Here is a 19,988-nt window from a genome sequence, read left to right on the forward strand (position 1 = left end):
CCCGTGCTGTCGCTGCTGGGAATGACGTGCGGGCTCGGGGTGATCCTGGTGCTGATGCTGCTGGTCTTCATCATGCCGTCGCTGAAGAGCGGACCGCACGACCTGCAGGTCGGTATCGTCGGGACCTCCGCAGCGGCAGAAGAATTCGAGACGTCGCTCGCGACGGCCGCCCCCGACGCATACACCTCGCAGCGATTCGCCTTCGAGCAGGAACTGCGCGACGCCATCCACGACCGCGACGTCATCGGAGGGTTCGTCGTCGACGAGTCGGGCGTCCGCACGCTGGTCGCCGGCGCCGGCTCGACCGCCATCTCCGGTTCGCTCGCCGGAACCTCGCAGGCGGTCGGCGGAGCACTCGGGGCCGATGTGAGCGTCGAGGACGTCGTCCCGCTGCCGGAATCCGACCCCACCGGTATCGGCATCGGTGGTCTCGCCTTCCCGCTCGTCTTCGGTGGCATCGTCCCGGTCGTCGCATTCCGGAAGATCCTGCCGCGCAGCGACGCCTGGTACCTGACCGGCCTGTTCGTCTTCGCTGCCGTCGGTGGCATCGTCGTCGCGTCCATCCTCACCTTCGCGTTCGGAAGCATCGAATCGACCTTCTGGCCGGTCGCGGGATCCATGGCCCTCGGTATCGCCGCCCTTGCACTCCCGTTGGCCGGACTCCAGAAGGCCTTCGGCGCCAAAGGGTTCACCATCGGTGCGATGGCCATGATGTTCCTCGGCAATCCGCTGGCCGGTATCGCGACGACGTCGGCATGGCTGCCGTCCGGACTCGGTACCTTCGGTCAGATCCTTCCCCCGGGGGCTGCCGGAACCCTCGTGCGCTCCGCGGCATACTTCGACGGTGCCGGCGGATTCGTCGCGCTGTCGACCCTCGCCGCGTGGATCGTCGTGGGACTCGTGCTCTACGTGGTGGGCATGCGACGTGCGGTGGGTGAGGAAGCGACAGAGCGTCCTTCGGCGCAGGTCGCGGCCTAGCGGACCACGTCGAGCGGTCCTTCCTCGGGCGTCGGCGGCTCGAACCGCTCGAAGTACTCCGTCGCCGTCCGCTCGGTCAGCGGCCAATCGTCCGCCCACCTCCCGTGCCGGTCGCCGACCCGGCTCAGGATGGTCTCGAGCTCCGTCGCGATGTACACGGTCTCCGGCACGATGCCCTGCGGTGCGAGCAGTGCGCGGAACTCGTCACGTTGTCGACGGAACCAGAATCCGAAGTCGAGCACGACATCGTTCCCGGCCGTGACATGGCGAAGCAAACGCGCCTTCAGATCTGCTGATACCTCGGCCACCACGTCGGCGGAGGGCATGGTCGTGATCCCGCGATCCCAGAACTCCACCTCGTACGACAGACGCAACCAACCCCCGCGCTCCAGGCGCTTGGCATAGGTGGTCTTACCGGCACCGGCCGGGCCGCACATCATCACGACGCGAGACACTCGGGTCCTGTTCGCTGCCACCGGCCCGACGGTACACACCGCCACCGAGATCGAGACCGATAACGCTCATCGCTGATCCGAATCGAATCGGGCCCGATCCGCACCCCTGGGCGCCAGGGCACCGCGTCACGTGGAGGCCTTCTCGGTCTTCGGTGAGAGTCTGCCGATCACGGCGCTTCCGATGATGCCGACGACGATCATGCCGATCCCGACCGCGTCCGGTATCGAGTCGGTGACCCACCCGAAGATCCCCGCGACCAGCACGAACGTCGGTATCCAGTCGATCAGCTTCAGGAGCGACGGGGCGGGTTCGGACTCGCCCTGCGACGCCGCGAACTTCGCACCGGCGTAGTCCGGATAGAACTCGGTGAAGGAGACCGCGAAGAAGATCGCCGCGAGCTGGAGCACCCAGCCGGTCCAGAAGTTGCCCGGGTCGCGCATCACGGCGTCGCCGATGAACCCGACGATGGCGGAGAAGGTGAACGCACCGGCCCAGACCGCGGAGATCACGTAGTTGATCTTCATGAACAGGGGAGACGTCCAGTACTCCTGGGGCGTGTCCTCTTTCGCGTAGGGGAGTGTGAACGGCCTACGCGCGATCAGGGTGGCGACGACGAACACCGCGAGCGCGATGTTGGTGAGTTCACCGGCCCAGATCTCCATCCAGTCGATGACGCCGTCCGACGCGATGAGGCCCACCGCGGCCAGCACGACGAAGAACGCCGCGCCGAACACGTCGAGGGCGTGTATCTTGATGCCGCGTCGCGCGCCCACCCACATCGTCAGCAGGACGAGGCCGAGAGCGAAACACACCGCTTCCTCGAACCGTCCCGGGGCCGACAGGACGGACATGAGGATCCACGGTGCGATGCCCGACAGTGGCGACCGGAGGTAACCGTCGACGACCTTGGTCATGCCTACCAGCGTATTTCGTGAAGCCGGGCATGTCGGAGTTTTCGGAGGATCGACCAGGATCCGCTCGGGCGCACTCAGTCCTGCGTGGTCGGTGCTTCGGCCAGGCTGCGCCGGGTGGCGAAGCGACGCTCGACCCCCGACAAGGGGTCGACGAATTCGAGTTCCCGCGCGAGCAATTGGAGAGGAAGCGAATGGTCGTCCGGTGTCTCGGGCAGCAGCACGGGATACCAGTGGTCGCCGAGGATCCCGATACCGAGCGCCGCCAGGTGCACTCGCAGCTGATGCATCCGACCGGTGTGCGGGCGCAGCAGGGTGTGCAGAACGGCCCGTCCCGACCCGCTCACCCCGGATCCGAGCACCTCGATCAGGGTCTCGGAGTTGGGTTCGCGGGTGTCGTCGGCGACGACGCGCAACTCACCGCGTCGCGCCTCGATGTGATTGCGGTACAGCACGGGGACCGGACGTCCGGCGATCTGCGGCGCTGCCGGATCCCACTCCGCCGGCAGTGCGGACACCGCCTCGTACACCTTGGTGACCCGGCGCTTCTCGAACAACGACTGGTAGGCGCCGCGCGTCTCGGGCCGGGCCGAGAACATCACGAGCCCGGCGGTCGCCCGGTCGAGCCGGTGGATCGGTGTCAGATCGGGGTTGTCGAGGCGGGTCCGCAGACGGACCAGTGCCGATTCGCGCAGGTAGCGCCCGCCCGGAGTGGTGGGCAGGAAGTGCGGTTTGTCGACCACGACGAGGTCGTCGTCGATATGCAGGATCTCCTCGTGGAACGGCACCGGTTCCTCGACGGGCAGATCGCGGTAGTACCAGACGAACCGGTGCGCTCCGAGTTCGGTGCCGCGACCGATGGGTTCTCCGTCGATCCCCACGATCTCGCCGGCGTCGAAGCGACGGTAGAGATCGTCGGCGTCGAGATGGTCGAAACGCGCGACGACGTACTCGGCGACCGTCGACCACGGACCGGAGGTCGGAACACGCAGTCGCGTGGGCCCGACCCCGTTCCTGACGGGCAACGGTGAGGGCATCGGCACGGCACCATCCTCCCATCGGCCGCGACGTGAGCTGCGCCTCGGGTGATCGGCGACGGCGCGATCAGGACTTGTCGAGATCCACGGGCACACCGTTCTGACACCATGTCCGCATGACTGCACCGGCCCGGCTCGGCATCCCGACCGGCACGCTCGCACTGCTGGCCGCCCTGTACTTCGCGCAGGGTCTGCCGTACGGGTTCTTCACGCAGGCGCTTCCGGTGGTGCTCCGCGAGTCCGGCTTCTCGTTGATCGCGATCAGCGCGACGGGTGTGCTCTTCGCGCCGTGGGCGCTGAAGTTCCTGTGGGCGCCGTACGTCGACCACTACGGGACGAGGCGGCAGTGGTTGCTCTCGCTTCAGCTCGCGGCGTCGGCGGTGTCGTTGATCCTGGCGTGCCTCGACCTGTCGTCGACGCTGCGGTGGCTGCTCGTCGGCATCGCGGTGGTCAACGCCCTCTCGGCAACGCAGGACGTCGCGACCGACGGTCTGGCCGTGCAACTGCTCGGACCGAAACAACGCGGGCTGGGGAACGGCATCCAGGTCGGTGCGTACCGCATCGGGATGATCGTCGGTGGGGGAGCGCTGCTGTGGGTGTTCTCCCTCGCGGGTTGGCGCAGCCTGTTCCTCGCGATGGCGTTCCTGCTGGTGCTGACGACCATCCCGGTGTGGCGACTGCCGCGCACGGAGCGACGAGCCACGACGGATCGGGAACCGCGAAGCGCGACCCGCATGACGGTCGCGTGGTGGACGCGTCTGCGCCGCCCCGGGATGCTCGCGTTCATCCTGCTCATCGGCGGCTTCAAGTTCGGTGACTCGATGGGCTCGGCGATGGTCGGTCCGTTCATGTCCGACTCGGGACTCACCCTCGGGCAGATCGCGCTGGTCAAGGGTGTGCTGTCCTCGGCAGGCGCTCTCGGCGGTGCCGCCCTCGGTGGGTGGCTGTGCTTCCGTCGCGGTCGTCGGCAAGCCCTGCTGATCGGTGGCGTGACCCAGACGGCGAGCCTCGCGCTGTACGTCGTCGCGTCGCTCGGCTACGGCGGGTTCGGGCTCATCGTCTCCGCGAGCCTGGCCGAACACGTCCTCGGCGGCGCCGCGACGGTCGCGGTGTTCACGCTCATGATGGACGCCGCGGACAGGGACCACGCCGGCAGCGACTACACCCTGCTCGCGTGCGCGATCGTCGTCGTGCAGGGCATCGCGGGCTTCACCGCCGGTGTGGTCGGAGACGTGTTCGGTTATCCCGCGCTGTTCGGCACGAGCCTGGTGCTGTCGGGAATCGGATGTGCCGTCCTGCTGCTCGCTCTTGATCGAGGCATCGGGCCGAGCGGGGTGCACGGTGTGTGGCAGAGCGGCGCGGGGCGGGCGGCCTCGCGTCCCCGGTGATCACCGGTACCGCCGATCACTGCGACCAGTACTGCAGCATCGGCTCCTCGGCGAGCACCGTCGACCCCTCGGAGATGACGAGAGCACGCGACGAGATGCTGTACTGCACACCGGCGTTCGTGGCGGTGAAACCGTCGCCCGAGGGCACGGGGTCGTCGATCTCGATCGCCGCACCGTCGTTCGTACGAACGCCCTTGTAGTAGTACCGGCCGGCCCCGGTCTCGCACACCACGACGAGCGAGTCGGCCGTCTGGCCGATGGCGACGGCGGGATTCGTGTGGTTGCACCGTGCCTCGGGGATGCCGACGAAGCCCTGTGCGTCGGTGTCCTCGGAGGCCGACACGGGCGGTAGTGGCCGAGCGGGCCCGGCTGCGGGCGCGGGATTGCCGGTGGCCGTGAGTTCGAGATCCTCGATCCGCAGGGCCACGTCGCCCGGAAGCACGGTGACGTAGCTGTTGCCCTGCACGATGCTGTTGGCCGTGATGCACTCGAAGTCTCCGGTCAGGCACGACAACCGCTCCCAGTAACCGCCGAGCGAACCCGTCGGGCGTAGCGCGTATTCGCCGGGGGCGATGTCCACCCCGACCTTCAGAGTGCCGTTGGTCGGGAAGCCGCTCGGGGTGAGGGACCGACTCGCCTGTGCTCGTGGGGCGGGCGGATCCGTTTCCGCACGCGGAACTGCGGACGGCGAGACGGTGACCGTCACGGTCGACGGGGGCGGGCTCGCGGCGACAGTGCTTTCCGGGTCCGTATCGGACGAGCGGGTCAGGACGACGACCAGCGCGGCAACTGCGGCGATGACGGCGACCAGCAGGGCACCGCCCACGAGCCACGGCCACTTCGGTCGTCGCGGCGGGGTCGGGGTGGGCCAGGGCGGCGGGGGAGCGCCGTAGCCGTAGCCGTACCCGTCCTGCGGAGGCTGCATCGACATCCGGATCCCTTCGCTGTCGCGGTGGTGTGCCTCCGGATATCGCTGCCGATGTCTCCTGCTGTTACGTCCGGTGGGGAGGCGCTATCCGGTGCGTTGCAGGTCGGTGCAGGGAAGGGCCAGTTCGGCGAGATCGTCGAGAGAGACGGGTAGCACCCGTGCGAGAGCGGCGATCGTCGCGAAGGCCGGCGTCGCCAGTCGTCCGGTCTCGATCTTCCGAAGGGTCTCCGGCGAGATGTCGGCGGCCCGGGCCACCTCGGTGAGCGTCCTGCTGCCTCGGGCTTCGCGCAGCCGACCACCCAGGCGTTTGCCGGCGGCCAGCTGTTCCGGGGTCAGGGGGAGTCGCACCATGACCCGCAGTCTAGCCGCGTCGGTATGAAAATACCGATCGTCGCGTTAGGGTGGTATTTAAATACCGTTCTGTGATCCTGAGGAGTGCCCCGTGTTGGAACTGAAAACCCCCGGTGAGATCGCGGCAATGGACGTGACCGGCACGTTCATCGCCGAGCTGCTCGACGATCTGACGGGCCGCGCCCGACCCGGCGTGAACCTGCTCGATCTCGAACAGCGCGCGCGGGACATGATCGAGGAACGCGGCGCGGTCTCGTGCTACTGGGACTACGCGCCCTCGTTCGGGCGCGGACCGTTCCGCAACGTCATCTGTCTGTCCGTCAACGACGCAGTGCTGCACGGGCTCCCGCACGACTACGTACTCCGGGACGGCGACCTGCTCAGCATGGACATCGCCGTCTCGATCGACGGCTGGGTCGCCGATTCGGCACGCAGCATCATCGTCGGCGCGGAACGTCCCGAGGACCGGCACCTCGTCGAGGCGACCGAGGTGGCGCTGGACGCGGCCATCGCCGCCGCGCTCCCCGGTAACCGCCTCGGAGACATCTCCGCAGCGATCGGCGCTGTCGCCGCCGAGTACGGCTATCCCGTCAACACCGAGTTCGGTGGTCACGGACTCGGCCGCACCATGCACGAGGATCCGCACGTGGCGAACACCGGACGTGCGGGTCGCGGGCTCGTGCTGCGTCCCGGCCTGACGCTCGCCCTCGAGCCGTGGTTCGCGGCGGGGACGGACAAGATCGTCTACGACCCCGACGGCTGGACCATCCGTTCCGCCGACGGCTCGCGCACGGCGCACAGCGAGCACACGATCGCGATCACCGAGGGTGGACCGCTGGTGCTGACGAAGCGAGAGCGTGTCACCGAATAGAGATGGCACCGAACAGCTCCGGACAGCAGGAACATTCGGAGTAGGGGAGCGGGCTTGCGTGCGGTCCGTTATGGTCGGTGCACCGACGGGCGAAAGGCGATGCCGATGCCGCTGTACGAGTTCCGATGTGCCGACTGCGGGCCGTTCGACGTCTCCCTCCCGATGAGCGAGGTCTCCGCGTCGACCCCGTGCCCCCAGTGTGCTCGGCAGGCTCGTCGTTCGCTCACTGCGCCCCGTCTCGGCCGCGGCGGTTCGGCAGCGATGCGCCTGCACGACGCCACGGCACGGACCGCATCCGAACCCGACGTCGTCTCGGGCGCCCTGCCGGGTGTGCCGAGGCGTCCGTCACGGCCGGTCACCACCGACCCCCGACACCGATCCTTACCACGTCCCTGATCGTCACAGCCCCTGATCCGTCACCGCTGCAGGAGGTCCCGTGCCCGACGTCGTGTTCCCCCTCGATTCGACCCGCCGGTTCACCGATCAGGAGAAGATCGGCCACAACCGCTGGCACCCGGATATCCCGCCCGTCGCGACGCTGAAACCGGGGGATTCCTTCCGCGTGCACTGCCGCGAATGGTTCGACGGCGAGATCCACAACGACGACTCCGCCGACGACATCCGCAATGCCCCGCTGCACATCGTGCACGCGTTGTCGGGACCGTTCGCAGTGGAGGGTGCCAAGCCCGGCGACCTGCTGATCGTCGACATCCTCGACCTCGGCCCGATTCCGCAGGAGGACTCGGGTCCGCTCGCCGGGCAGGGCTGGGGCTACACGGGCATCTTCGCGAAGACGAACGGCGGGGGATTCCTCACCGACCAGTTCCCCGACGCCTACAAGGCGATCTGGGACTTCTCCGGGCAGAAGGCGACGAGCCGCCACGTGCCCCACGTGTCGTTCACCGGCATCGTGCATCCCGGCCTGATGGGGACGGCGCCGTCGCACGAACTGCTGTCGACGTGGAACACTCGGGAAGCTGCTTTGATCGCGACGGATCCCGACCGCGAGCCGGCGCTGGCGCTGCCACCCGAGCCGAACGGCGCGATTCTCGGCAGCCTGTCGGGCGCCGATTTCGACCGGGTCGCGGCCGAAGCGGCGCGCACCGCTCCACCGCGGGAGAACGGCGGCAACCAGGACATCAAGAACCTCACGAAGGGAAGCCGGATCTTCTATCCGGTCTTCGTCGACGGCGCGAATCTGTCGGTCGGCGACCTGCACTTCTCGCAGGGTGACGGCGAGATCACCTTCTGCGGTGCCATCGAAATGGGCGGGTTCATCGACCTGCGCGTCGATCTGATCCCCGGCGGTATGGAGACCTATGGGGTGAGCGAGAACGCCATCTTCATGCCGGGCAACACCGACCCGCAGTATTCCGAGTGGCTCGCGTTCTCCGGCACGTCCGTGACGCTCGACGGCGAACAGCGGTATCTGGATTCGCAATTGGCGTACCAGCGGGCGTGTCTGCACGCCATCGACTATCTGACGAAATTCGGCTACAGCCCCGAGCAGGCGTATCTCCTGCTCGGGGCTGCACCCATCGAGGGACGTTTGTCGGGTGTCGTGGACATCCCGAATTCGTGTGCCACGGTGTATCTTCCGACGGCGATCTTCGACTTCCCGGTCGCGCCCACCGCATCCGGTCCGGTGACGATCGATCCGGGTATCGGAGCACCGCGTTCGTCGGCGTGAGGGCCGCGAAAATCGTTTGCCCGGTGTGAGCGGTGCGCGTACCGTCCTCGGGTCGGTACATATGCGAACGAAAGGTGGTCCCCGCCATGGACCCGCTCACCGAACGGGACATTCGAACATCCTTCGTCAACTGCTCCAAGGGTGATGCGAAGCGGCTTCCGGTGCCGCGCGATCTCGACGACCGGCCGTGGGACGAACTCGACTTCCTCGGCTGGACCGACCCGTCGTTCCCCGGTCGCGGCTACATCGTGGTCCCCCGCGACGGCGAACTCGTGGGTGTCGCCATGCGGTTCGAACAGCAGGGCTCGGGCAAGACGCAGATGTGCACGATCTGCCTCACCACCCACACCCGGGGTGGCATCGCTTTGATGACGGCGAACAAGGTCGGCGATGCGGGTCGAGCGGGCAACGCGGTCGGAACCTACATGTGCATCGACCTGCAGTGCTCGCTGTACGCGCGCGGCAAGAAGAAGCCCGCACTGGGCAGCCGGTACCGCGAGGATCTCGAGCCGGAGGAGAAGGCCGAGCGCGTCCGCGAGAATCTCGGCGCGTTCGTCGATCGCCTGTATGCCTGACGGGCGAACCCGGCCCTTTCAGTGCGATGCGGGGTTGCGCAGGTGCGCACGCTCCCCGTTCTGATCGAGGATCGTGAGGATCTCCACCGGTCCGTCGTGCGCGCTGATGGCGTGCGGTGTCATCGTCGAGAACTCGGCTGCGTTGCCCTCCTGGATGAGGATCGTCCGTTCGCCGAGTTGGAGCCGGGCGGTGCCGGTCAGGACGGTGAACCATTCGTGCCCCGGGTGCACGGGGAGCGTGTCGGCCGGCACCGGCTCCTGCTTCGTGATCCGCATCTTGGCGATGGTGACGCCGCCCAGTGATCGTTCCCGCGACAATAGCCAGGTCGTGTACCCCGGGGTGTCGCACGCCTGGGGCCTGATCACCACGTCCTGGTCCTCGCCGGATTCGACGAGCTGGTCGATCGTGGTGTCGAGTGCCCGCGCGATGGGAACGAGCTGGTCGAGTGCGATCCTGCGACGGCCCGTCTCGATGCGGCTCAGGTTGGACGGGCTGATGTGGCACCGGCCTGCGAGAGTGTCGAGGGTCCACCCCCGCGCGAGCCGCAGGCTGCGGATGCGCTGACGGATGAGTTGGTCCAGATCGGACGATTCTTGCTCCATAGGCAAGAGTATATGCCGAAACTGGATGACGCGTCCTAACGTGGAGTCATGCACCACCACGCCCACCACGCACCGCACGACCACGCGCACGACGAGTCGATGGCCGAGGTGCTCGACCTCGACGCCGCGATGAACCGGCCCTACTTCGAGTCGTTGCTCGACCGGGTCGCCGGACAGCTCGAGCGCGAACCGCGCACCGTCGTCGACATCGGCGCCGGCACAGGAACAGGCACACTCGCCCTGGCGCGCCGGTTCCCTCACGCGCAGCTCGTCGCTCTCGACCGGTCCGCCGGGATGCTCGAACGACTCCGCAAGACCGCCGCGTACAACGGGTTCGGTGATCGGATCCGGACCGTCGAGGCCGACCTCGATGCAGGACTTCCGGCCGTCGGTGCGATCGACCTCGCCTGGGCGGCCCTGTCCCTGCACCACGTCGAGGATCCGGATGCAACGCTCCGGCAACTCGCCGAGGCGATGACACCCGGGGGGACGGTGGTCGTCACCGAGATGGAGTCGCAACCACGATTCCTGCCCGACGACATCGGTATCGGTACACCGGGACTCGAAGCGAGATGTCACGAGGCCGCGGCGTCCCGAGGGTGGAACAGGTGGCCCGACTGGAGCGACAACCTGCGTCGCGCCGGGTTCGAGATGGTCGAGATGCGCCGCGACGAACTCGGTGCCGACGTCGACGACACCGCACGCCGATACGCCCACGCGGTGCTGAGCCGGATGCGGACCGGCCTCGACAACGCCGTGTCCGACGAGGATCTCGACACGCTCGATCGACTCGTCGGCGACGGCCCCGATTCGGTGCTGCACCGGGCAGATCTGGTGGTGCGTGGATCCCGAACCGTGTGGATCGCACAGGCAATCAAGGAGGAGAACTGATCCCTCCCGGGATTTCCGGAGGGCTCCTCTCAAGGGAGGATGAAACCTATGGCAGCAGGATCGAAGCGGTACTCGGCTGAGTTGAAGCGAGACGCCGTGGACATGGTGGCCCAGTTGGTGGCCCACGGGTCGGCGGAGTGGCCGGCGATGCGCAAGACCGCAGATCTGTTGGGGGTGACCTCGGCGGAGACTGTCCGTCAGTGGGTTCGTAAGGCCCCGGCCGCTGATGCGGAAGGCGCCTCGAGGGCCGACAACGAGGAGATCCGCAGGCTCAAACAGGAGGTCGCCGAACTCAAACGGGCCAACGGCATCCTGAAAGCGGCGTCGGTTTTCTTCGCGGCCGAAATCGACCGGCCACACCGGTAATTGTGGACTTCATCCGCACCCACCAGGGACATCGGGTGGGTGCGGATGGTCTTATCTGGGGTGTCGATTCGATGTGCGCCGTGCTCTCTGAGCACGGCTGGCGCATCGCCCCGTCCACATACTACGACCACATCAACCGCGGGCCGAGCGCCCGTATGCTCGCTGACGCGCAGGTCATCGATGCGATCTTCATGCTCCGCAAGAACAAACCCCTGACCCGCGTTCTGGGCTCACGAAAGACATGGATAATGCTGCGCAGCAACGGATTAGATGTCGCCCGTTGCACGGTTGAACGGGTCATGCGGGAGATGGGATGGCACGGCGCGATCAAGAAGAAACGGGTGCGCACGACCATCCCTGACGCGGCGGCCAAGCGGCCGACGGATCTGGTCGACCGGCAGTTTTATGCCGCGGCACCCAACCGCCTGTGGGTGGCCGATTTCACCTACTGCCGCACCGAATCCGGTTGGGCGTACACAGCCTTCGTGACTGACGTGTTCGCCCGCAAGATCGTCGGCTGGAAGGTGGCCACGGAGATGACGGTGAACTTGGTGACCGATGCGATCAACAATGCGATCGACAACAGAAAACGTTGCGGGGTAGTCGATTTGAGCAAACTCGTCCATCATAGCGACGCCGGATCGCAGTATACTGCCATCGTGTTCGGGCAGCGATTGGCCGAGGAAGGGATCGCGGCCTCTATCGGCACCGTCGGGGACAGTTTCGACAATGCCCTGGCCGAATCGGTGAACTCGGACTACAAGAACGAACTGGTCGACAACCAGCCCCTGTTCCATGGAGCCACTGAGTTGTCGCTGGGCACCGCCGAATGGGTGGCGTTCTACAACCGAGAACGACCACACAGCTACTGCCACGACCTCACCCCCGACCGGGCAGAGCAACTCCACTACGATCGCATGCGCACCCTCAATCCGGAGGAAGCGCTCACACCATGAGCTCTCCGGAAACGCCGGGAGGGATCAAACCGATGAACACCCAGGAGAACCCCACACAGGACGGTTACGACGTCGTCGTGATCGGCGGCGGCTCGGCCGGACTGAGTGCCGCAACCGCGCTGGCACGCTCGCGCCGCTCGGTGCTCGTCGTCGACGCCGGTGAACCGCGCAACGCCCCTGCCGCGGCCGCGCACAACGTGATCGGGCACGAAGGCATCGCGCCGACCGAACTCCTGGCTCTCGGGCGGAAGGAGGCCGTCGGATACGGCGCCGAGATCCTGTCCGCACGAGCAGAATCCGCTCGTCGCAGCGGCACGGGATTCGAGATCGGTCTCTCCGGCGGCACCACCGTGCAGGCACGTCGACTGATCCTCGCGACGGGACTGGTCGACGAGCTGCCCGACCTGCCCGGAGTCCGCGAACTGTGGGGGAAGAGTGTCCTGCACTGCCCGTACTGCCACGGCTGGGAGGTTCGGGACCGGCGCGTCGGCGTGATCTCGTCGGGGCCGATGAGCGTGCACCAGACCCTGTTGTTCCGTCAGCTCAGCGACGATGTCGCCTTCTTCACCCACTCGGCGCCCGCCCTGGAGAGCGAGGCCCGCGACCAGCTCGAGGCGCGCGACGTGCGGATCGTCGACGGCGCGGTCGCGGAACTGCGAGCGGACGGCGAGGAGGTCCGTGCCGTGGTGCTCGAGGACAGCACCGAGATCGAGGTCGACGCCGTGGTGGTCGCGCCGCGTTTCGTCGCCCGCGCCGACCTGTACGAGCAGCTCGGCGGAACGGTCACCGACCATCCCGTGGGGACCCTCATCGAGACCGATCCGACGGGGAAGACCGCTCTGCCCGGCGTATGGGCGGCGGGCAACTCCGCCGACCTCTCCGCGGTGGTCGTGGTCGCTGCAGGCGCCGGCGTGATGACAGGGGCGGCCGTGAACGCCGACCTGATCGCGGAGGAGACGGCCGCGGCGGTGGAGGAACGAGCCGCCCGCGGACTCACCTTCGCCGAATAGTCCTGTCGGGCATACGAGAACGGCCGGGCGAGCACACGCTCGCCCGGCCGATTCGCGATCTGCGTCAGAACGGGTAGGGCGCGATGTCGGGACGCACCGTGACCCACTGGGTCTCGGTGAACGCCTCGATGTTCGCGGCTGGACCGCCGAAACGGGAACCGGTACCGGATGCCCCGACCCCGCCGAAGGGAGCGTTGGCCTCGTCGGCGACGGTCATCTCGTTGATGTGGATCTTGCCCGAGTGGATCCGGTCGGCGATCTTCATCGCTTGTCCCACGTCGCCGACGATGCTCACCGACAGGCCGTACTCGGACGCATTGGCCAGTTCGACGGCCTCGTCCGGGTCGGAGAACTTCAGCACCGGCGCGACGGGACCGAAGATCTCCTGGCCCCAGGCGGGCATCTCGGTGGTCAGATCGGTCAGGACGGTGGGCCGGTAGAACAACCCCTCGTGCGTGCCTCCGGCAGCGAGAGTGCCGCCCGCGGCGACGGTGTCCTGCACGATCGTGTCGATGTTCGCCAGCTGACGCTCGTCGATGATCGGGCCCAGGTGAACCGGGCCGCCTGCGGGATCGCCGACGACGAGTGCATCCGCCTTCGCGGCGAGGGCGCGCACGTAGTCGTCGTAGACGGACTCGTGCACCAGGTGCCGGCCGGTGGTCATGCAGATCTGGCCCTGGTGGAAGAACGATCCCATCGCTCCGACACCGGCAGCGAGATCGACGTCGGCGCCGGGGAGCACGATCATCGCGTTGTTGCCGCCGAGTTCGAGGTGGGTGCGCTTGAGATGTTCCGCGCCGGCCTTGCCGACGTGGCGTCCGGCGGCGGTGGATCCGGTGAACGAGACCACCCGCACCTCGGGAGCATCGACGGTTGCGGCGCCGACGTCACCACCACCGGGCAGCACCTGCAGCACACCGGCGGGTAGTCCGGCCTCCTCGAAGATCCGGGCCACGGCGACACCACCGATGACGGTGGTCCGCGGATCCGGCTTGAGCAGCACCGCATTGCCGAGGGCGAGAGCCGGGGCAACCGAGCGCATCGCGAGCAGCAACGGGAAGTTGAACGGTGCGATCACCGAGACGACGCCGGCGGGCAGGCGGCGCGCGATGGACCAGTGACCGTTGTCCGACGGCAGGTACTCACCGTGCGGATGGGTGGGCAGCGCCGACGCCTCGAAGCACTCGGTGGCGGAACCGAACACCTCCATGGCGGCCTTGTCCGGAATGGACCCGGCCTCGCGGAGTCCCCAGCCGATGAGTTCGTCGGCGTGCTCACGGAACTTCTCGCCGGCGCGACGGAGGATCTCCGCACGCTCGGACGGCGCCGTGGCGGCCCAGGACTTCTGTGCGGCGGCGGCAGCGCGGGCGGCGGCGTAGACGTCATCGGGGTCGGCCAGGCCGATCTCGGCGATTTGTTCCCCGGTCGCGGGGTTGGTGACCTTCGTGGTGCCGCCGTTGCCGGGGCGCCAGCCGTCGAGATGGATCTTTCCCGTCCACAGGGCTTCGTCGAGCAAGGCCATAGAGTTCTCCTCAGCGTGGTCGTCGCCGTCCCGCGCGCGTGGGACACCGATGTGTTCCACGAGTGTGGGAGCGATGACGGCTCGTAGGATCGATTCTTCTCATTCAACGAGAAAGCCCGCGATATCCGTCTACGCACGACGAACACCACGTGCATCGCTCCGCGGCCGAAGGGTCATGAGCGAGCACGATGATCCGAATGGATCTGGCTCTCATGGCAGTGGTCGGCATCGCCGGCACCGTGAGCATCGCGGCTGTACTCGGCCGCGCTGAGCATGCCGGCCCAGGACTTCCGCCGGAACTTCAAGGCCATCAGCGGACTCGGGGTCCTTCTCGTCGTCGTGACCACTGCGGCTGCTCACCATCGCGGCCGAACGCGGGGCCCTGCTCGAGGGCCGGGCGCGCGGTACCTACAGTTCGCAGACGCTCGGTGCGGCCCAGCGCCGCCTCGACCTCGAGGAGACCCGATTGCAGGCGCTGAGCGAACAACCCTGACGGTCGTCTCGCGGCGCGGACGCCCCGCCCGAGAACCCGCATCCCGCCGCACTGTTTGACATGATCGTTCGGTCCGGATCCGCCCGGGCGCGTCGTGACCCGGGTAGGAGTGACAGGTGTCGGAGGGCAGTACGGACAGAGCGCCGCGTCGGCGCGTCGGTCGATGGATCCTGATCGTCTTCGTCGTGGTGCTCGTCGGCGTGGCGGCGGCGTTCGTCCTCACCCCTGTGCCGGGATCACTGGTGGTGCGGAAGGTGTTCGAACGCGACGCGCGGGAGCAGACCGCGAAGCTCGCGGTGGACGCTCCGGAGACGGACTTCGTCGCCGACCTCCACTATCGGGAGGACGACCCGGACGCCTATCTCGACGTGTACACACCGCCGGGGACCACCGAGGCGCTGCCGACGATCGTGTGGACGCACGGTGGCGCGTGGTTGTCGGGTAACCGCACCAACTACGCGGGCTACTACAGGCGTCTCGCGGCCGCCGGATTCACCGTGGTGTCGGTCGGCTACTCGCTCGCACCGGGCCACCGCTATCCGACCCCGGTGCGGCAACTCGTCGATGCACAGCGCTACTTGCTCGAGCACGCCGACGAACTGCACATCGACACCGAGCGGATCGTGCTCGCCGGTGACTCGGCCGGGGCGCAACTGTCCGCGCAGATCGCCGCGGCGACCACCGACCCCGACTACGCCGCGACCCTCGGTGTCGACCCGGCGTTCACTCGGGAGAACGTTCGCGGTGTCGTGCTCAACTGCGGCATCTACGACGTGTCCGCGATCGGTGGGAGCGGCGGGCTGACCGGATGGGGCGTGGAGCAGGCGATGTGGGCCTACACCGGCGCCCGGGAGTTCGCCACTTCGGATGCGGCGGGCCAGATGTCGGTATTGAACTCGGTCACCGAGAACTTCCCGGCCACCTACATCTCCGGTGGCAACGCCGATCCGCTCACCGCCACCCAGTCCGAGAGGCTCGCGCAGCGGCTCACCGGACTGGGTGTGCAGGTGGATGCGTTGTTCTATCCGGACGACCACACACCGGAACTGGCACACGAGTACCAGTTCGATCTGTCGACACCGGATGCGCGTGCCGCGCTCGAGCGGACGATCGATTTCGTCCGCAAGGTCACGACGTAGCGCGCGCGGGGATCTCGGCGACGATGCGTTCGGCGAGCGGCCGCGAGGAGGCCGGGTTCTGGCCCGTATACAGGACGCGGTCGACCACCACGTGCGGCTGCCAGGCGTCCGTGGACGAGAAGACGGCCCCGGCCTCCTGCAGGCGGTCCTGCAGCAACCAGGGTGCCTTGTCGGCCAGTCCCGCCTGGACCTCCTCGACGTTCGTGAACGCCGTCAGGCTGTAACCCTCGAACAACCAGCGACCGCCGGACTCGTGGGCGGGAAGCAGGGCAGCCGGGGCGTGGCACACCATCGCGACCACTTTGTCGGCCTCGACGAAGTGCCGGACGAGTTCACCGAACCGCTCGTCGACGGCCAGATCCTCCATCGGGGCGTGGCCACCGGGCACGAACAGCAGGTCGAAGTCCTCGGCCCGCTGGTCCTCGAGCACCGCCGCACCGGTGAGTACCGGCTGCAGCTTCTCGAGCGACGACTTCAACTCGGCCACGCGGTCCTCACCGCCTGCGGCGTCGGGTTCGAGGCTGGCCTGGTCCACGACGGGCGTGCGGCCGCCCGGAGTGGCAACGGTGATGTCGTAGCCGGCTTCGTCGAAGACGGTGTACGGCTCGACGAGTTCCTCCGCCCAGAAGCCCGTGGGATGGCGGGTGCCGTCCTGCAATGTCCAATGATCGGCGGAGCTGACGACGAACAGGATGCGGGTCATGGTGTGTCCTCTCTGATGAACGCAGAGGCCGGGTACCCGCTGTGAGCGGGACCGACACCGGCGGTGACGACGGTCGCCGGGTCCGCGACAGTGACGACGGTCGCCGGGTCCGCGACAGTGACGACGATCGCCGGGCCCACGAGGGACCCGGCGATCGTGTGACGTGACTGGGGTGCGGCGGATCAGATGCCGACCACCTCCTGCGCGATGGCGGCCAGACGGGTCTGGGCCGCGGAGATAACACCGTGTCGTGCCTTGTGCGCTTCCTCGTAGGCGACGATCGCCCGGATGTCCGCGGGCTCGGTCAGTTCCTTGACCGCCGCCACGGCCTTCGGGACGGTGAGATCGTCGTAGTTCCGGATCGGCAACTCCTCCTCGGTGAGGACACCCGAGGCGCTGCGTGCCTTGTGCAGAGCGTCGGCGGTACCGTCGGCGCCTTCACGACGGCTCACGCGCTCGGCCGTCTCGAGAGCCGCATCGCGCGAGGCACCGATGGTCTTGGCTGCGACGTCACCGGCATGCGCGCCGCGCGAGAGCAGCGACTCGATGCGGGGACGCGTCGAGCGGGCGACATCGATCGCTCGATCGATGCTGCGCGCCGACCAGGTGACCGGCGTGTTGACCAGGCGCACCGCTGCGCCGGCCGCGGCCTGCAGAGGAGTGCGACGCAGAGCGGCAGGACCACCGAGCGCCTCCTCCGCGATGACGGTGGTGAGCCACTCGACCGTCGCCGTGTGAGCCGTGATCAGACGGTCCGCCAGCGACACGATCGACTTGTGTCCGCCCGCGATGGCCAGCGCCTTCACGTAGCGGGCACGGTCGAGGAGCTGATGTTCGAGGGCGAGGTCCGACAGCAGTGCTTCGTCGAACGGCTGCGCCTGCTCGGTGAGGGTCTTCACCATGATGGCGGCGCGGCCGATGAACGGCCCGACCACATCGGGAAGTCCGCCCAGATCGCGGATCGCCTCTTCGATCGCCACCGCACGGATGCGGCAGTTCTCGGCGTTCTCGGTCAGCTCCTTGCGTACCGCTTCGGTTCGGGCCTGCGCGACACGCGTTTCGGCGACCTGGGTCTCTGCATGGGTCAGTTCGTGGAGAGTGCGCAACTGGGTGAGCAACGCGGGAGTTCGGTTCTCGGTCATCGTGCGTTCGCCTCCTTCGCACTGGAAGAGTCGGTGATCTACCGACGAATTCACATCCATCGAGAAATGACGTGACAACTGTCGGCTACCCGACCCCCGTAACTGCTAACGTCTATGTGATCCATAACACACCCTCTGGTCGGGTTCGTTGCTGCAGTGACCACTCGGCGCACGCGAGTCGCACGGGTCTCGGTTTGAGCCGGTTACTCGCGGGGAAACTTCGGAGCACACCTTGACGTGAGAGATCGAGGCCGGGACGAGACGCGGTCCGCCTGACTCCTCAGGTGATCGGCGACCGTGAGACGGCCGCAAGCAGCACAAAGGAAAGCGGGGACGACACGATGACCACGGCAGCACCCGTCATGCCCACGGACGTGATCACCGCTCCGGCGACGGTTGCTCCGTCGCAGTCGGCCGACATTCCGGCGCAGACGATCGACGCGCGGTCCGTCGAGGCCCCGCCGTCGGCCGCCGTGGCGTCGAGGGAGGTGGAACCTCCGGTGACGGAGGAGATGCCGGCCCTGCTCGAGCACCCGATCGCGGGCATGCTGATGTTCGTCGTCCTCGCCGTCTGCGGATTCGCAGCCGCCGCGGTGGTCGCAGGATCCCTGGCGGCCGGGCTCGCTCTGGTGGGTGTCGTCGGAGGAGTGGCGGCGACCCTCGTCGCTGTTCTCTGACGTGGCAGAACGACACCGGTAGGCCCGTTTCGTCCAGATCCGAGCGGGAGGATATCGTCTCCGGTCATGTCCAAGGAATTCGTTTTCACGTCCACGCTCGACCACAGCGTCGAACGCGTCCACGGCGCTTTGACCAGCGAGGACTTCTGGAACAGCCGACTGGCTGCGAGCCAGACCGGCGTGGCGCAGCTCGAGGTCGGCTCCGGTCCCGGGACCTTCCGCGCGAAGGTCTCCGACCAGATCGACACCTCCGCGCTGCCCGCGGTCGTCCGGGGCGTGGTGCGAGGACCTCTGATCATCGAGCGCACCGACGAATGGGGCGGACTCGGGGACGGTACGGCGCAGGGAACCCTCGCCGGCAGCACGTCGGGGCTGCCGATCACGATCGCGGCCCGTTCGGAGCTTCGTGGCAACGCGGACGGCGGTACCGAGATCGAGGTGCGTGGCGAGGCCACCGTCAAGGTTCCCGTCGTCGGTGGGCAGATCGAGGGCCTGATCGTCCAGCTCGTCGAGAACATCGTCCAGAACGATCGGACCGACCTCGACAAGTGGCTCACGGAGAACTGATTCGCAGGGGCGCCCGATCGATCGGCTTCCGATCGACGGATCATCTGGTCCGATGCCGTCGTTCCTCTTCCGAGGTACGGCGGCATCGTCGTTCCCGCCGGATTCGTCGGCGACACACCGGGTCAGGTCGTTGAAGAGGGGTGTGACCCAGGCCACCATCGGATCATGTCGATGCCGTGGGACGAGGACGGCGGCTACGCGTGGGAACGCCGCGAGGCCGGATACACCTGGGAGCAGATCGGCAGCGAACTCGGTTGCCCTGCCCATGTCGCACAGAATCTGGGGGAGCGCTACCGCGCGGATATCACTGCCGAGATGACGAGGAACCAGTTGTCGTTGTTCGACATCTCGACCGAGACCTGAATCCCGGCCCGCCGGTGTTCGCCGTGTGTTCATCGGATGTGCACCCGCACGGACCCCGTGTGAGGAGGCATCGTCTCCTCCGGAGGGGACCGTAGGTGTCATGGAGGCACTCGTGCGCGACTCCCTGTTCGGTTTCCTCCAGGAGAGCGGACTGGCCGGCTCGGGCGGTGAAGCGGCGGCGCTGCTCATGGAAGGTCTCGTCCGCGTCAATCATCGCCAGGTCCGCAGTCCCCGTACTCCACTTCGTGCCGGGGACGTCGTCTCGATCGTGGGTACGCGATCGATGGCGGTCTTCGGCGTCTCTCCCGGCGGGGTTCGTCCCGTCCTGTAGCTCGTCCGTCGCACGGAGCGCCCGCAACCTCCGGCACGGA

At 67.5% G+C, this 19,988-nt stretch carries 24 protein-coding genes; 15 read left to right on the forward strand and 9 right to left on the reverse strand.

From position 1 onward, the window contains the following. Positions 1 to 3 precede the first annotated feature (3 nt). Positions 4 to 978 carry an ABC transporter permease gene (locus BO226_RS02340; protein WP_232238038.1) on the forward strand — a complete coding sequence of 325 codons (975 nt, stop codon included), beginning with the start codon at positions 4 to 6 and terminating at the stop codon, positions 976 to 978. Here the strand turns inward: BO226_RS02340 and BO226_RS02345 are convergent. The 3 genes from BO226_RS02345 to BO226_RS02355 all read right to left on the reverse strand — a co-directional run bounded on the left by BO226_RS02345 (position 975) and on the right by BO226_RS02355 (position 3,382). After that, positions 975 to 1,454, reverse strand: a complete 480-nt coding sequence (locus BO226_RS02345) for an AAA family ATPase (RefSeq protein ID WP_232238039.1) — start codon at positions 1,452 to 1,454, stop codon at positions 975 to 977. The genes BO226_RS02340 and BO226_RS02345 overlap by 4 nt on opposite strands. 105 nt (positions 1,455 to 1,559) lie before the next feature. Beyond that, a complete protein-coding gene (locus tag BO226_RS02350; protein ID WP_006550668.1) occupies positions 1,560 to 2,348 on the reverse strand; it encodes a hypothetical protein in 789 nt (262 codons plus the stop codon). A 74-nt stretch (positions 2,349 to 2,422) separates the two neighbouring features. Beyond that, positions 2,423 to 3,382: a pseudouridine synthase gene (locus BO226_RS02355; protein WP_071936331.1), complete on the reverse strand. Its 960-nt coding sequence runs from the start codon at positions 3,380 to 3,382 to the stop codon at positions 2,423 to 2,425. Between the two features lie 116 nt (positions 3,383 to 3,498). On the opposite strand from BO226_RS02355, the gene BO226_RS02360 reads away from it, so the two are divergent. Beyond that, on the forward strand, positions 3,499 to 4,770 hold the full coding sequence (locus BO226_RS02360; protein ID WP_071934545.1) for an MFS transporter: 1,272 nt from the start codon (positions 3,499 to 3,501) through the stop codon (positions 4,768 to 4,770). Positions 4,771 to 4,786: 16 nt separating this feature from the next. Here BO226_RS02360 and BO226_RS02365 read toward each other — a convergent pair whose 3' ends face one another. Together BO226_RS02365 and BO226_RS02370 are read right to left on the reverse strand one after the other, a co-directional pair. After that, complete coding sequence (locus tag BO226_RS02365; RefSeq protein ID WP_052227346.1) at positions 4,787 to 5,701, reverse strand: hypothetical protein; 915 nt, start codon at positions 5,699 to 5,701, stop codon at positions 4,787 to 4,789. An 81-nt stretch (positions 5,702 to 5,782) separates the two neighbouring features. Then, on the reverse strand, positions 5,783 to 6,049 hold the full coding sequence (locus BO226_RS02370; protein WP_016693921.1) for a helix-turn-helix domain-containing protein: 267 nt from the start codon (positions 6,047 to 6,049) through the stop codon (positions 5,783 to 5,785). Positions 6,050 to 6,140: 91 nt separating this feature from the next. Here BO226_RS02370 and map point away from each other — a divergent pair, with 91 nt between their 5' ends. The 4 genes from map (at position 6,141) to BO226_RS02390 (ending at position 9,185) form a co-directional block, all read left to right on the forward strand. Beyond that, the gene (gene map, locus BO226_RS02375) at positions 6,141 to 6,920 is read left to right on the forward strand and encodes a type I methionyl aminopeptidase (RefSeq protein WP_006550663.1); all 780 of its coding nucleotides are present in this window, start codon (positions 6,141 to 6,143) and stop codon (positions 6,918 to 6,920) included. A 105-nt stretch (positions 6,921 to 7,025) separates the two neighbouring features. Next, positions 7,026 to 7,316, forward strand: coding sequence for an FmdB family zinc ribbon protein (locus BO226_RS02380; protein WP_039586433.1), 291 nt, complete (start codon positions 7,026 to 7,028; stop codon positions 7,314 to 7,316). 40 nt (positions 7,317 to 7,356) lie between these two features. After that, on the forward strand, positions 7,357 to 8,610 hold the full coding sequence (fmdA, locus tag BO226_RS02385; protein WP_039586368.1) for a formamidase: 1,254 nt from the start codon (positions 7,357 to 7,359) through the stop codon (positions 8,608 to 8,610). An 86-nt stretch (positions 8,611 to 8,696) separates the two neighbouring features. Continuing rightward, positions 8,697 to 9,185 carry an FBP domain-containing protein gene (locus BO226_RS02390; protein ID WP_006550660.1) on the forward strand — a complete coding sequence of 163 codons (489 nt, stop codon included), beginning with the start codon at positions 8,697 to 8,699 and terminating at the stop codon, positions 9,183 to 9,185. Between the two features lie 18 nt (positions 9,186 to 9,203). On the opposite strand, the gene BO226_RS02395 is transcribed toward BO226_RS02390, so the two are convergent. Further along, a complete protein-coding gene (locus BO226_RS02395; RefSeq protein ID WP_019287984.1) occupies positions 9,204 to 9,788 on the reverse strand; it encodes a helix-turn-helix domain-containing protein in 585 nt (194 codons plus the stop codon). Positions 9,789 to 9,836: 48 nt separating this feature from the next. Between BO226_RS02395 and BO226_RS02400 the strand changes: the two genes are divergently transcribed. The 3 genes from BO226_RS02400 (at position 9,837) to BO226_RS02415 (ending at position 13,011) form a co-directional block, all read left to right on the forward strand. Beyond that, a complete protein-coding gene (locus BO226_RS02400; RefSeq protein ID WP_071934546.1) occupies positions 9,837 to 10,679 on the forward strand; it encodes a class I SAM-dependent methyltransferase in 843 nt (280 codons plus the stop codon). A gap of 48 nt (positions 10,680 to 10,727) precedes the next feature. Continuing rightward, a protein-coding gene (locus tag BO226_RS02410; protein ID WP_156354424.1) for an IS3 family transposase occupies positions 10,728 to 12,001 on the forward strand; the annotation gives its coding sequence in 2 pieces (ribosomal slippage) (positions 10,728 to 11,007 and positions 11,007 to 12,001; 1,275 coding nt in all). 32 nt (positions 12,002 to 12,033) lie between these two features. Next, a complete protein-coding gene (locus BO226_RS02415) occupies positions 12,034 to 13,011 on the forward strand; it encodes an NAD(P)/FAD-dependent oxidoreductase (RefSeq protein WP_071934547.1) in 978 nt (325 codons plus the stop codon). A 64-nt stretch (positions 13,012 to 13,075) separates the two neighbouring features. Here the strand turns inward: BO226_RS02415 and BO226_RS02420 are convergent, their stop codons facing one another. Beyond that, positions 13,076 to 14,533, reverse strand: a complete 1,458-nt coding sequence (locus tag BO226_RS02420; protein WP_006550656.1) for a benzaldehyde dehydrogenase — start codon at positions 14,531 to 14,533, stop codon at positions 13,076 to 13,078. Between the two features lie 609 nt (positions 14,534 to 15,142). Here BO226_RS02420 and BO226_RS02430 point away from each other — a divergent pair. Further along, positions 15,143 to 16,165 carry an alpha/beta hydrolase gene (locus BO226_RS02430; RefSeq protein WP_071934549.1) on the forward strand — a complete coding sequence of 341 codons (1,023 nt, stop codon included), beginning with the start codon at positions 15,143 to 15,145 and terminating at the stop codon, positions 16,163 to 16,165. Here the strand turns inward: BO226_RS02430 and BO226_RS02435 are convergent. Then, on the reverse strand, positions 16,155 to 16,868 hold the full coding sequence (locus BO226_RS02435) for a type 1 glutamine amidotransferase domain-containing protein (protein ID WP_006550654.1): 714 nt from the start codon (positions 16,866 to 16,868) through the stop codon (positions 16,155 to 16,157). The two genes, BO226_RS02430 and BO226_RS02435, sit on opposite strands and share 11 nt — an antisense overlap. 41 nt (positions 16,869 to 16,909) lie before the next feature. On the opposite strand from BO226_RS02435, the gene BO226_RS28365 reads away from it, so the two are divergent. After that, on the forward strand, positions 16,910 to 17,035 hold the full coding sequence (locus BO226_RS28365; RefSeq protein WP_257785272.1) for a hypothetical protein: 126 nt from the start codon (positions 16,910 to 16,912) through the stop codon (positions 17,033 to 17,035). A gap of 15 nt (positions 17,036 to 17,050) precedes the next feature. Here the strand turns inward: BO226_RS28365 and BO226_RS02440 are convergent, their stop codons facing one another. Then, a complete protein-coding gene (locus BO226_RS02440; RefSeq protein ID WP_006550653.1) occupies positions 17,051 to 18,010 on the reverse strand; it encodes a hypothetical protein in 960 nt (319 codons plus the stop codon). A gap of 341 nt (positions 18,011 to 18,351) precedes the next feature. On the opposite strand from BO226_RS02440, the gene BO226_RS02445 reads away from it, so the two are divergent. The 4 genes from BO226_RS02445 (at position 18,352) to BO226_RS02460 (ending at position 19,948) form a co-directional block, all read left to right on the forward strand. Continuing rightward, on the forward strand, positions 18,352 to 18,687 hold the full coding sequence (locus BO226_RS02445; protein WP_033097379.1) for a hypothetical protein: 336 nt from the start codon (positions 18,352 to 18,354) through the stop codon (positions 18,685 to 18,687). A gap of 66 nt (positions 18,688 to 18,753) precedes the next feature. Beyond that, positions 18,754 to 19,254 carry a DUF2505 domain-containing protein gene (locus BO226_RS02450; protein WP_033097261.1) on the forward strand — a complete coding sequence of 167 codons (501 nt, stop codon included), beginning with the start codon at positions 18,754 to 18,756 and terminating at the stop codon, positions 19,252 to 19,254. Between the two features lie 165 nt (positions 19,255 to 19,419). Continuing rightward, complete coding sequence (locus BO226_RS02455) at positions 19,420 to 19,617, forward strand: hypothetical protein (protein ID WP_019287992.1); 198 nt, start codon at positions 19,420 to 19,422, stop codon at positions 19,615 to 19,617. A 100-nt stretch (positions 19,618 to 19,717) separates the two neighbouring features. After that, a complete protein-coding gene (locus BO226_RS02460; protein WP_006550649.1) occupies positions 19,718 to 19,948 on the forward strand; it encodes an RNA-binding S4 domain-containing protein in 231 nt (76 codons plus the stop codon). Positions 19,949 to 19,988: the final 40 nt, after the last annotated feature.

Origin of the sequence: Rhodococcus sp. 2G (assembly GCF_001886355.1) — a bacterium.
Lineage (GTDB): Bacteria > Actinomycetota > Actinomycetes > Mycobacteriales > Mycobacteriaceae > Rhodococcus > Rhodococcus pyridinivorans.